We start from the raw sequence: 12,192 nt of genomic DNA on the forward strand, positions 1-12,192 counted from the left end.
ATGAACACGTTCTTCAACCGGGTCTATGCCGATTACCTGATGCCCAGCCGCCTCGGCGAGTACGAGGACTTGCTGCGGGCCGCGAACGACGCCGGTTATGCGCAAGTCTCGGTGCGCAGCTTCTTCCGCGACCTGAATCGCCAGGCGCCGCCGCGCAAGACGCTGGTGCACCGTCACGATATCGACAGCGACCTGCGCACGGCAAGGAAGATGTTCGCGCTCGAAGCCCGCCACGGCGTGCGGGCCAGCTATTACTTCCGCCTGTGCACGCTCGACTATGGCTTCATGCGCGAGATCGAGGCGGCCGGCAGCGAAGCCAGCTACCACTACGAAGAAGTGGCCGATTTCGCCAAGCGCCACCGCATCCGCAAGGGCGACGAGCTGCGCCTGCGCTTCCCCGAGATCCGCGAACTGTTCGCACGCAATATCGACCAGATCGCCGCGCGCCTGGGCGCCCCGCTCGCCACCGTGGCCAGCCACGGCGACTTCGCCAACCGGCGCCTGAACGTGATCAACCACGAGCTGCTGCGCGACCGCGCGCTGCGCACCCGCTGCGGCATCGAATGCGAGTCCTACGACGCCGAACTGCTGCGCGGCTTCGACCTCTACATCAGCGACCGCAAGTATCCGGTCTACTACCTGCCGATATCGCCCTTCGCCGCCCTCGGCCACTACGAGTGCATCTGCATGCTGACCCACCCGGTGCAATGGGAAACCAACTGGATCGAAAGCACCCGCTGCAATTGGCGGCGCCTGGTCGAAGAGATGGTGTGGCGGATATGAACATCCTCTTGATCAATCATTACGCCGGCTCGGTCCACCACGGCATGGAATACCGCCCCTATTACCTCGCGCGCGAATGGGTGCGCGCCGGGCACCGGGTACACATCGTGGCTGCCTCGCACGCGCACCTGCGGCGCCAGGCGCCCGCCATCGCCGGCCACGACCGCCTCGACGAAGACATCGACGGCATCCACTATACCTGGCTGCGCACCCCCGCCTATGCCGGCAATGGCGCCGGCCGGGTGCGCAATATGCTGGCCTTCGTGGCACGCCTGTGGCGCGAGGGGCCGCGCCTGGCGCGCGATTTCGCCCCGCAGTCGGTGATCGCTTCCAGCACCTACCCGCTCGATATCTGGCCGGCGCACCGCATCGCGCGCCTGGCCCGGGCGCGCCTGCTGCACGAGGTGCACGACCTGTGGCCGCTGTCGCCGATGGAGCTGGGCGGCCACTCGCGCCACCACCCCTTCATCATGCTGCTGCAGGCGGCCGAGAACCACGCCTGCCGCCACGCCGACGCCATCGTCTCGATCCTGCCCCGGGTGCGTGAACACCTGGAGGCGCGCGGCATGGCGCCGCACAAGCTGCACCTGATCCCGAACGGCGTCGACCCGGACGAATGGCCCGACACCGCCAGCCGCGGGCAGTGCGCAGATACGCCGGCGCGGGGCGCACAAGCACTGCCGCCCGCCCTTGCCGCCATGTTGTCGGGCCTGCGCGCCGAAGGGCGCACGATCGTCGGCTATGCCGGCAGCCACGGCCTGGCCAATGCGCTCGATACCCTGCTCGACGCTGCCCACCTGCTGCGCCAGCGACCGATTGCCTTCGTGCTGGTCGGCGCCGGCCCCGAGAAAGAATCGCTGCGCCGGCAGGCGCATGCGCTGGGGCTCGACCACGTCCATTTTGTCGATCCCGTCCCCAAGCGCGCCATCCCGGCCCTGCTGGCGCGCTTCGACGTCGCCTTCCTCGGCTGGCGGCGCCAGCCGCTGTACCGCTTCGGCATCGCCCCCAACAAGCTGCTCGACTACATGATGGCGGCCTGTCCGGTGCTGCATGCAGTGGAGGCCGGCAACGACCCGGTGGCGGAAACCGGTTGCGGCGTCAGCGTCGCGCCGGACGATCCATCCGCCCTGGCCAAAGGCCTGGCGCGCCTGCTGGCGCTCGATCCGCGCACGCGCCAGGCGCTGGGCGAGCGTGGCCGGCGCCATGTGCTGGACCACCTGAGCTACCCGGTCCTGGCGCGCCGCTTCCTGACCGTACTCGCACCGGAGACCCACCATGCCTGACGCCGACACCTTCCTGCCGTTCGCCCTGCCCGACATCGGCGAAGAAGAAATCCGCGCCGTCGAAGCCTGCCTGCGCTCCGGCTGGGTCACGACCGGCCCCGTCACGCGGCGCTTCGAAGCCGCCTTCCGCGACTATCTCGGCGCCGAGGTCGAGGCGATCGCGGTCAACTCCGCCACCGCCGGCCTGCACCTGGCGCTGGAGGCGGCCGGGATCGAGCCCGACGACGAAGTGATCGTGCCGACCCTGACCTTCACCGCCAGCGCCGAAGTCGTGCGCTACCTGGGCGCCAGGCCGGTATTCGTCGATAGCGACCCGCACACCCTCAACCTCGACCCGGCCGCGGTGGCCGCCGCGATCACGGCGCGCACGCGCGCCATCGTCCCGGTCCACTTCGGCGGCATGGCGGCCGACATGGACACCATCGTCCGGCTTGCGCGGCGCCACGGCCTGCGCGTGATCGAGGACGCGGCGCACGCTTTTCCCACCCGCCACCATGGCCGGCTGGTGGGCACGCTCGACAGCGACGTGACGGTATTCAGCTTCTATGCCAACAAGACCATGACCACCGGCGAAGGCGGCATGGTCGTCACGCGCGACCCGCGCCTGGCCGAGCGCATCCGCTGCATGCGCCTGCACGGCATCAGCCGCGACGCCTTCGACCGCTACGTCTCGCGCACCCCGTCCTGGTACTACGAAGTGGTTGCCGCCGGCTTCAAGTACAACCTGACCGATATCGCGTCCGCGATCGGCATCGAGCAGCTGCGCAAGATCGACCGCTTCCAGCAGCGCCGCGCAGAACTGGCTCGCCGCTACGACGACGCCCTGGCCGACCTGCCCCTGGTGCTGCCGGCCCGCCCGGCGCCTGGTTCCGGCTCGACCCACGCCTGGCACCTGTACGTGGTGCGCCTGGACCGCGCGGCGCGCGGCCCCGGTGGCGCGCGCCGCACGGGCGTCGACCGCATCGGCCGCGATGCCCTGATCGCGCGGCTGGCCGAACGCGGCATCGGCACCAGCGTGCACTTCATTCCGCTGCACCGCCAGCCCTACTGGCGCGACAGCTGCGGCTTGCACGCCGCCGACTTCCCGGTCGCCGAGGCTGCCTTCGAGGCGATGCTCACGCTCCCCCTGTACACCCGCATGACCGACGCCGACCAGGAGCGGGTGATCGCGGCATTGCACGAGCTGCTGCCATGAGCAAGCGCGTGTTCGACCTGGTGACGGCGTTGGCCGGCGTGCTGCTGCTGTCGCCGCTGCTGCTCACGATCGCGCTGTGGATCAAGTGGGATTCGGCGGGCACGGTGCTGTACCGCCAGCAGCGGGTCGGGCGCGGCGGCGCGCTGTTTACAATCTATAAATTCCGCACCATGCATCAGCGGCAAGACAGCGGGCCCGAACTCACGGTCGGCGCCGATCCGCGCGTGACGCATGCCGGCGCCCTGCTGCGCCGCTACAAGCTGGATGAGCTGCCGCAGCTGTTCAACGTCATCAACGGGAGCATGAGCCTGGTAGGGCCGCGGCCCGAAGTGCCGCGCTACGTGGCCCTCTATCCGGAACCATTGCGCCGCATCGTGCTGTCGGTGGCGCCCGGCATCACCGACTGGGCCTCGATCATGTACAAGGACGAGAACGCGGTACTGGCGCGCGCCGGCGACCCGGAACGCGCCTATATCGATACCGTGCTGCCGGCCAAGCTCCATTACTACGTGCGCTACGTGCGCGAGCGGACGTTCTGGATCGACGTGAAGATCATCGTGCGCACGCTGGCCGCGATCGTCCGCTAAGCAATGGGCGGCCGGACGATGCTGCGCGTGCTGCACCTGGGCGACCTCGAAGTCGCGCTGCCGCTGGGCGCGGCCTTGTGCGCCTGGCTGATGGCCGCCGGCGCATGGCGCACGGCGCTGCGCTGGGGCGCCTGCTTCGGCGCCGCGGTGGTGCTGGTGGGCGGCAGCAAGATCGCGCACCTGGGCTGGGGCACCGATGTCGGCCAGCTCGAGTTCAAGGCGCTCAGCGGCCACGCGACCCTGGTCGCCGCCCTCTATCCCTTCGCGGCCTGGGTCTTGCTGGCCGGCCAGGGCCAGGCGGCGAGGCGGGTAGGCCTGGCGCTGGGCCTGCTGCTGGGCGTGGCCGTCGCCATGCTGCTGGTGGCGACGGGCGAGCACACCGGCGCCGAGGCGTCCAGCGGCTGGCTGCTGGGCACGGGCGCCAGCCTGCTCGGGGTCGCCTGGTCGGGCGACCTGGAGCGGGCACGGCTGCTGCCGGCCATCTGGTGGTCGCTGCCGGTGTTCGCGATCGGCGCCTGGCTGATGGAATTCGCGCACGTCGGCTACTGGATGATCCGCCTGGCCCTGGCGCTGTCGGGCAACAGCCATCCCTATCCCTGGGATGCCTGCTAATGCTTTCATGCAGAAAGGAGTTTCACCATGCCTTCCCTCTCCCTTCCCACGATCCGCTGTCGGGCCCAATCGAACCTGCACGACCACCCCATGCAGTCGCTGGCGCTGTCGCTGCTGCGCGGCATCGCCGCACTCGAAGTCGCCGCCGGCCACCTGCGCTCCGAAATCTATCCCGGCCTGCGCTCGCTGCAAGATCCAACCTTGGCTTACCAGGTGTTCGCCTTCGTGACCGGCTTCGCCCACCAGGCGGTGGTGGTGTTCTTCCTGATCAGCGGCTGGCTGGTCGGCGGCAGCCTGATGAACCGCCTGCACCAGCCGCGCGCCCTCGCCAACTACGCGATCGACCGCGTCACGCGGCTGTGGACGGTCCTGGTGCCGACCCTGGTGCTGATCCTCCTGGTCGGGCTGGCCATGGGGGTGGCGCAACCCGGGGCGGTCGACCTGTCGCCGACCAACGATTATTCGGCGCTGAGCTTCGCCGGCAACCTGCTCGGCCTGCAGACCTTCCTGGTTCCCAATTTCGGCGGCAACTATGCCTTGTGGAGCCTGACCTATGAAACCTGGTACTACGTCCAGTTTCCCTTGCTGGCCCTGGTACTGTTCGGCCATGGCCGCTTCAAGCGCGCCGCCTGCGCAGCCGCCTTCGTGGTACTGGTGATCGTGCTGCCGAAGATGATCTCGATGTACTTCATGCTGTGGCTGCTGGGGGCGGCGTTCTCGCGCATCGAGCTGCACTGCGGGAACGGCCTGCGCCTGGTGCTGGGCCTGCTGACGATGGGACTGTTCAGCTATTACCGCCTGACCGGCAGCAATAATGAACTGGTGCCCGAATCCTTCGTGCAAGACATGATCTGCAGCGTGCCCCTGCTGCTGTTGCTGTCGTCGCTGCACCAGCCGGTCGATCCGTCGTCGCCGCGCTTCCTGCGCATCAATGACGTTGCGACTTTCTTCTCGGAATTCTCGTTCACCCTGTACGTCACCCACTTGCCATTGATCTTTTTGGCGATCCACATCGGCGGCAAGACCGTCGGACGCGAACAGCTCAATCCCTTCGTCGCAGCAGACTACATCTGGTACGGCGCGATCCTGCTGGCGCTGATCGGTTTCGCCTATGTGTTCTACCTGGCGTTCGAGCGCAATACCTTCCGCCTGCGCCGGGCCGTGAAAGACTGGCTGCTTGCGCCACGCGCAGAACGCCCGGCCGTCACCGCCCTGTCGCCGGATTGAATGGATGTCGCTGGCCGGTTGCGATGCCGGCCAGCCTGCGATTCAGGCCTCCGGTCCGGTGTCGGCAATGCCGCGCCGAAGCTGGATGTCTTCATTCTCGGCCCGATGTTTATCACGGCCAGCCGTGCATGCGCCATAGTCGTCTTGTACGGCGTCCGACAAGCATATTCGCCGCCCGGGTACAGGCCGACACGCGAATCAGGCGAAAAGTGGCGGCCGGCCCTCTCAGGCAGGAAGACGTCGCCCTCCAGAGAGCAGCGGCAACCCAGTCTGTTGCCATGATTGGCGCCATTGAAAACATACCAGGACCTGCCACGCGCTACGACAGCAAACACGTGCTTTCGCGTAGTGTTCACCGAGGCGCTCGACACCGCCCCGGCTGAACCTATGCTTGCTTACGACAGGTAGCGCCAACGCACTCAGGCAGCGTAGCCAAGTTGGGCCGTTCCGTACTGAGAACGGTATTCCCCAAGACGCAAGGCCATATCGTTAAATAGCACGCCGCGCGGCGAGATGCCGGCATGGTTGAGCCGCTTGATCGACTCGTTGATGTGGTTCTCGGTCGTCACACCGGAACGGGTAACGATGAACACGGCGCCGGCATGGGCGCCGATGATGAGCGCATCGGCCACCGCCAGCAGGGGCGGCGGGTCGAGCAGCACCAGGTCGTAGCGCTCACTGACCAGCTCGAGCAGATTGCCCAGGTTCAGCTGCAGCAGGAATTCGGAGCGGTTGGTCGGCAATTCGCCGGTCGGGATGAAATCGAGGTTGTCCATCACGCTCCGGTGGATGACCTCGTCGACCGGCATCGCGCCCGCGATCGCCCGCGACAAGCCACGCGCGCGGTCGACGCCGAAATAGCGGTGCAGGTGGCCGTTGCGCAAGTCGGCGTCGATCAGCAGCACCCGCATGCCGCTGGCCGCCATCACCGCCGCAAAATTGGCGGTGACGAAGGACTTGCCCAGCCCGCGCGTCGGTCCGGCGATCATGACCACGTTATTCTTAAAGTGCGGCATCGAAAAACGCAGGGCGGCGCGGAAGCTGCGCAGGCTCTCGATCGCCGGATCTTCGGGCAGGATCTGGGCCAGCAGCGGCAAGCCGCCGTCCGGCTTGACCTTGCGCATCAGCTTGTCCTCATTGCCGCTGTGGGGGATGGAGGCATACACCACCCGCGCGCACAGCAGACGCTCGATCTTGGCCGGATCGTCGATCCCGCCGCGCATGGCCTTGCGGGTGAACGCGATCAGGGTGCCCAGGAACAGGCCGGTAACCACCGCCAGCGCCACGATCAGCGGTCGGTTCGGCTTGATGGGCCGCTCGGGTTCGATCGGCGCATCGACCAGCCGCACATTGCTGACCCGGCCGACCGAGATCAGGCGTAATTGCTGGGCCGTGTTCGACAGCGCCGTGTAGAGGTCGGTATTGACCTTGATGTCGCGGGTCAGCCGCGCTTCGTCCTGTTCCATTACCGGCAAGGTGCGGATGCGAGCGGCGATTGCCTCGATCTCGGTCTCGACTTCGCGCCGCTGGCGATTGATGGCCGCCACCACCGGGTGGTCTTCGGTGAAGCGGGCCAGCAGCTCGGTCTTTTTCTGCGACAGTTCCATGCGGCGCGCGCGTGCCGCCGCCGCTTGCGCCAGGCTCATGCGCGCCTCTTCACGCAGGTCGACCGTGCCATGGGCGTTGCGGAACTGGTTGTAGCGGTCTTCGGATTGTTCGAGCTGGCGTTTCAGGATGGGCAGTTGCTGGTTGAGGAAGGCCAGCGACTTCTCGGCCTCCTCGGTCTTGCGCGCCAGGTTCTGGCGCATGTATTCGCGTCCGATCTCGCTCAGCAGGCCATTGATGCGGTCGGCGTCCTGGCCCTGCAGCTTGACTTCGATCACGCCCGACTGCTTGCCCTGCTCGGTGATCACCATCGAGCGCTGGATCCCCTGGATCGTGCCCAGGCGCGACTTGCGCTTGATCTTGAAGCGCGCTCCCGGATTGGCGACCAGGCGGTCGACCTTGATCTCGACCAGCCCGTCCGGCGTCTGCACCCGGTAGCGCTGGCCGACGCTGGCATCAAAGGCGATGCGCTGGCCGCCGCCCGAAAAGCGATAACGGTTGTTGGCGCGCGCGGTGATCACGAACTCGCGGTTGAGCCAGCTATCGGGCACCTCGAACACCGACACCGCGGCCCGTTCGCCGCCCCATACGAAGCCGCCGTAGCCGAACAACCCGGGCTTCGACAGGGCCGCGCCGTTCTGGTTCGCGAACCAGGAGCCCAGCACCGGGAAGTACTTGGGCTGCACCTCGACATACAGCTGCAGGTTGTCGACCGCGCGCGAGACGACCATGCGCGAGCGCAGCAGTTCCATCTCGGCGATCGCGGCCTTCTTGGTCTCGAACAGCGACGAGGCTTCGCTCAGGATGTTCTTGGAGGCGTTCGGGCTTTCTTCCTCGACGTGGATCATCAGGTTCGCTTCGTAGACCGGATTGGCCACCAGGGCATACAGCACCGCCACGATCGTGATGATCGCGGTGATGCTGCCGATCAGCCAACGGCTGTCGTACAGGGTGTTGAGATAGGCTTTCAGGTCGACCGTGGGCTCTTCGGGCAAGGGCTCGGGTGGGCGCGGATCGAACGGCACCGACAGCACCGGCGGGCTGTGCGGGACTTGTTTGAGCGAATGCGCGTCGTGCGGGCTGGTCATGGCGAGACCCCTTGCTCAGGGACGATTCGTGACGCCGACGGCATTCGTCAGCGCACCGGGGAACAACAGGCTCAGGTGACGGTTCCAGTTCGCCAGCGGCGAAGCGGCGACGTACACCACGTCCTTGGGCCGCAGCTCGAAGGACTCGGCCATCGCCAGCGCCCCGGAATCGCGCGCGTCGAGCCGGAACACGCGGGTGCGGTCAGGCGCCTTGCGCACCACGTACACCTGGCGCGCATCGCCGCTCAGGGGACTGATGCCGCCCGTCTCGCCCAGCGCCTCGTTGAGCGTGAGCCGGCCGTCGTGCATGGTCAGCGCCTTGGGACTGATGACCTCGCCCGAGACGAATACCTTGCTCTCGTCGCGCGAGTGCACGCGCACCAGGTCGCCATGCTCCAGCAGGATGGTGCCGGGGTTGACGCCCTTTTGCACCAGCTCGCGCAAGTTGACGTGGTAGCGGCCCTCGCCACGCTCGATCACGATGCGGCTCTGGTCGGCGTTCGGCTGCATGCCGCCGGCGCGATTGAGCGCCTCGACCAGCGTCATCGGGATATCGTCGATCGCCTGCAGGCCGGGTGTGCGCACCTCGCCGTCGACGTACACGCGGCGGCTGCGGTAGGCCTGCACGCGCAGGGTGACGTTCGGATTGGCGATGTAGCGCGCCAGTTTGCCGGTGAGCAGCGCGCGCGCATCTTCCTCGGTCTTGCCGTCGACACCGAGCAGGCCGATCAGCGGAAACTGGATGCGGCCCAGGTGGTCGACCGCGAAACCGGGCGGCGTCGCGTTGGGCTGGACGACGCCGCTGTCGGCGGCCGAAGCGGCCATGGTCATGCCGCCGGCGGCCAGTTCGGGGTGGTCCCAGACCACGATCGACAGGATGTCGCCGCGCCCGATCGTATAGGGTGGCGGCGTGGAATCGAACAGCGGCGTGAGGTCTTGCCGGGCCACTCCGGCCAGGGCCGCCCGCTCTTTCTCGATGAGGGTCTCGGTGATGAGCTCGGTGGAGGGCGCCGAGGCGTCGCCTGGGCCGCCCGAGCGCGCCGCCTCGCCGAAGCCGATGCCGGTCGCGCAGGCGGACAGCGCGAGGCCGACCGCGAAGAGAAGGGAAAGGCGCGGTACGACGGATCGCGATAAATCCCTTATTGCAACTGGACAAAACCAAGCCATGATTCTTGCCTATCAAAAATAGTCGCAGTACGTGGGCGTTTCAGTCCAGAGTACGGCGTCCATCGGGCTTGGCTTTGCAGCGCATCAAACCGCGAACAGCGGCGTCGGCCACGTCGGGCGCGACGAGCAACCTCGTGGCGGCGTTCGCACACACCGGTTCAGCGCATCTCTTCGATCAGCTTGAGTCCATCGGTAAAGCGCCAGATGCGGCGGATCTCGATGATGTCGAAACGCGCCGCGACATTCGGCGGAAACGCGGAATAGCGCGCGTTCAGGCGCACGAAGCGGCGCACCGCCTCATCCATCTCGGCCCGCCCGCTGGAGCGCACGATGGTCACCTCGTCGATGCTGCCGTCGCTGCGCAACGACAGGCTGACCAGGGGATCGATGCGCACGTCCTGCAGCGACAGGCGGGCGCCGCCCATGACGGCATTGCGTTCCAGTTTCTGGCGCACGCTGTCGACGTACAGGCGCAGCGGCGCATCGCGCTCGCCGCCGTCGGCCAGCACCCGGCGTCCACCCGTGGCTTGCTCGGCCGGCGCGATCGGAGCTTGCACATTGGGGATCGTCACGCCGCGCAGCAAGTCGCGCGCGCGATTGCCGGGCAGGCCGGCCAGCGCGCCGGCGCCTGGCTGGCTGCCGCTGCCCGCGCCGCGCCCTGCTCCCTGGCCGACGCCCGGCCCCACCGGCATGGATTCCAAGCCGGCTCCGGCGCCGGCGGCAGGCGCCTGTGCCTGCACCCGCTGCGCCGCCTGGCGCTCCGCCTCCGCCTGCTGCCGGGCCAGTTCCTGCGCCAGCTTCTGCGCGCGCTCTTGCGCCAGTTGCCGCTCTGCCAGCTCTTCGAGACGCCGGCGCTCGGCCGCCTCCTGCGCGAGGCGCTGCGCTTCCAGGCGTTGCCGTTCGGCCAGTTCGCGTTCCTGCTCTTGCTGGCGCGCCAGGCGCGATGCGTCGTCCTCGGCGCGCTGGCGCGCGGCCAGTTCCTGCCGGCGCAGCACGTCGGCCTGGTCGCGCTCGGCCTGGGCTTGCGCCCGCAGGCGCTCGGCTTCACGCTGCTGCGCAATGCGCGCGTCTTCCTCAGCCGCGCGCTGCTGGTGCGCGCTACGTTCCTGCTCGATCCTTTCCCGATCCAGGCGCTCCTGCGCCAGGCGCGCCTCGGCGGCCTCGCGTTCGGCCTGCGCCAGGCGTTCCTGTTCCAGCTCCTGTTCCGCCAACTGGCGCTGGCGCTCTTCCTCGGCCTCTTGCGCGGCGAGGTCCGGCCCGGTGTCCACGATCTCGTCCGGCGGGGCCGGCGCTTCGCTCTCGGCGGTGTCGGCCAACGCAGGCGCGTCTAGCGCCAGCTCGGGCAGGAAATCAGGCAGGGGAACCGGGACGGTGAATTCGGATTCCAGTTGCGGCGCCGCGGCGATGACCGGCGTCGGCACTTCGCGCAGCGTGCGCTTCGGCGCCGGCGGCTTGGGGCGCTTCGGCCGCCGGGCTTGCGCCGGGGGACGGGCCTCGGCCTGCACGACGGGTGGCGGTGGTCGATCGAACAGGCGCAAGCCGCGCGTGGGCGTGGGCGCGGCCGGCGGCGTCGGGGTCGGGGTCGGGGTCGGGGTCGGAAACGGCGGCACGGCGGCGATCGGCGTTTCGGGCAACGGTGGCGGCAGTGGTAGCGGCTGCGCTGGCGCAGGGGGAATCGAAGGCGCCAGGGTGACGCTGATCGGTCCACCTCCACCCAGGTCGAGGCCCGGCACGCCGAACTGCAGCGACAACAACAGGCCGTGCAGCGCCACCGAAATGGCGATGCCCACGCCCAGGCGCCGGTCGCTGCGGGCCTGGTCATGCGGTCGCCCGCCAGCGGTCGCCTGGGTCATGTCATCGCTTGTGCAATATTAGCAAGCTGGCATCTTAGCGTTTACTCGGCAGTTAGGCGAGGCGCGCACGATTCAAGGCCAGGCGATCCGGCTTGCTCACTTATTGGACGTGCCCGGCATCGCCCCGACCAGCGCCTTCAGGCCAAGCTGTACCTGGGCCCACTGGGTACCGGCCAGCTGCTGCGTGCAGCTCGGACAGGCTTGCATCGGATCGCAATCGTGGTCCAGCTCGATGTAGTTGATGCCGACGACGGTCTTGCCCTGGTAGCTGTCGACCCGGCCCGACTTCGCGGGCGCGGCATCCGCACCCGGCGCACCGTCCAGCCACTTGGCAAAGGGCTCGGTGGCCACGCCGTCCGGCACATACCAGCGGCGGCGGGTCGGGTTCCAGCGGGCGCCGAGCGCCTTGGCGGCGTCTTTCTCGGCATAGGGGACGGTGAGGAAAACCATGGACGAACGTGCTCCGGAATCGATGTCAATGCGGACCGCTATTCTACAGGCACGCCCGGCGGCGATGGGCGTCGGCGTCCATTCACTTCTCATCCTGGCGCCGGGCCCACGCCGCATCGCTCTCGCGCTGTTCGCGGCGGTCCTTGCGCCAGGTGTAGACCAGGTTGACGAGCGCACCCAGCACGCCGGTCAGCATGCCGACCAGGATGCCAAGGTCGGACAAGGTCAGTGAGGTAGCCAGGTCGGCGCCTGCAAGGCGCAAGTAGGTGTCAATAATCATCGTGTCTCCTCCGTGCTTCGCCTTGAAGCGGCGCGAAGGGAACGAAGCAAAACCCTGAGCCA

General features: G+C 67.9%; 11 protein-coding genes. 6 read left to right on the top strand and 5 right to left on the bottom strand.

Annotation, left to right across the window (positions count from 1 at the left end):
• Genes E8M83_RS02920 through E8M83_RS02945 form a run of 6 tightly spaced genes read left to right on the top strand, consistent with a single transcriptional unit; the run spans position 1 to position 5,687 of the window.
• Positions 1 to 783 (top strand): hypothetical protein, encoded by a 783-nt coding sequence (locus E8M83_RS02920; protein ID WP_137171890.1) that lies wholly within the window; start codon positions 1 to 3, stop codon positions 781 to 783.
• A complete protein-coding gene (locus tag E8M83_RS02925) occupies positions 780 to 2,066 on the top strand; it encodes a glycosyltransferase family 4 protein (protein ID WP_137171891.1) in 1,287 nt (428 codons plus the stop codon). Before E8M83_RS02920 ends, E8M83_RS02925 begins: the two co-directional genes overlap by 4 nt.
• A complete protein-coding gene (locus E8M83_RS02930; protein ID WP_137171892.1) occupies positions 2,059 to 3,261 on the top strand; it encodes a DegT/DnrJ/EryC1/StrS aminotransferase family protein in 1,203 nt (400 codons plus the stop codon). The genes E8M83_RS02925 and E8M83_RS02930 overlap by 8 nt, the downstream gene beginning before the upstream one ends.
• Positions 3,258 to 3,848 (top strand): sugar transferase, encoded by a 591-nt coding sequence (locus E8M83_RS02935; RefSeq protein WP_137171893.1) that lies wholly within the window; start codon positions 3,258 to 3,260, stop codon positions 3,846 to 3,848. Before E8M83_RS02930 ends, E8M83_RS02935 begins: the two co-directional genes overlap by 4 nt.
• 3 nt (positions 3,849 to 3,851) lie before the next feature.
• The gene (locus E8M83_RS02940) at positions 3,852 to 4,460 is read left to right on the top strand and encodes a hypothetical protein (RefSeq protein ID WP_137171894.1); all 609 of its coding nucleotides are present in this window, start codon (positions 3,852 to 3,854) and stop codon (positions 4,458 to 4,460) included.
• 27 nt (positions 4,461 to 4,487) lie between these two features.
• Positions 4,488 to 5,687, top strand: a complete 1,200-nt coding sequence (locus tag E8M83_RS02945) for an acyltransferase (RefSeq protein WP_137171895.1) — start codon at positions 4,488 to 4,490, stop codon at positions 5,685 to 5,687.
• 419 nt (positions 5,688 to 6,106) lie between these two features.
• Here the strand turns inward: E8M83_RS02945 and E8M83_RS02950 are convergent, their stop codons facing one another.
• From E8M83_RS02950 to E8M83_RS02970, 5 genes are all read right to left on the bottom strand, one after another.
• Positions 6,107 to 8,380, bottom strand: coding sequence for a polysaccharide biosynthesis tyrosine autokinase (locus tag E8M83_RS02950; RefSeq protein WP_137171896.1), 2,274 nt, complete (start codon positions 8,378 to 8,380; stop codon positions 6,107 to 6,109).
• Between the two features lie 15 nt (positions 8,381 to 8,395).
• Positions 8,396 to 9,547: a polysaccharide biosynthesis/export family protein gene (locus E8M83_RS02955; protein WP_137171897.1), complete on the bottom strand. Its 1,152-nt coding sequence runs from the start codon at positions 9,545 to 9,547 to the stop codon at positions 8,396 to 8,398.
• 158 nt (positions 9,548 to 9,705) lie between these two features.
• A complete protein-coding gene (locus E8M83_RS02960; RefSeq protein WP_137171898.1) occupies positions 9,706 to 11,400 on the bottom strand; it encodes an energy transducer TonB in 1,695 nt (564 codons plus the stop codon).
• Positions 11,401 to 11,496: 96 nt separating this feature from the next.
• Entirely contained in the window at positions 11,497 to 11,850 is a 354-nt protein-coding gene (locus E8M83_RS02965; RefSeq protein WP_137171899.1) for a DUF5710 domain-containing protein, read from the bottom strand.
• Between the two features lie 82 nt (positions 11,851 to 11,932).
• Positions 11,933 to 12,130 (bottom strand): hypothetical protein, encoded by a 198-nt coding sequence (locus E8M83_RS02970; RefSeq protein WP_137171900.1) that lies wholly within the window; start codon positions 12,128 to 12,130, stop codon positions 11,933 to 11,935.
• Positions 12,131 to 12,192: the final 62 nt, after the last annotated feature.

This window comes from Massilia sp. HP4 (assembly GCF_005222695.1).
GTDB lineage: Bacteria > Pseudomonadota > Gammaproteobacteria > Burkholderiales > Burkholderiaceae_D > Telluria.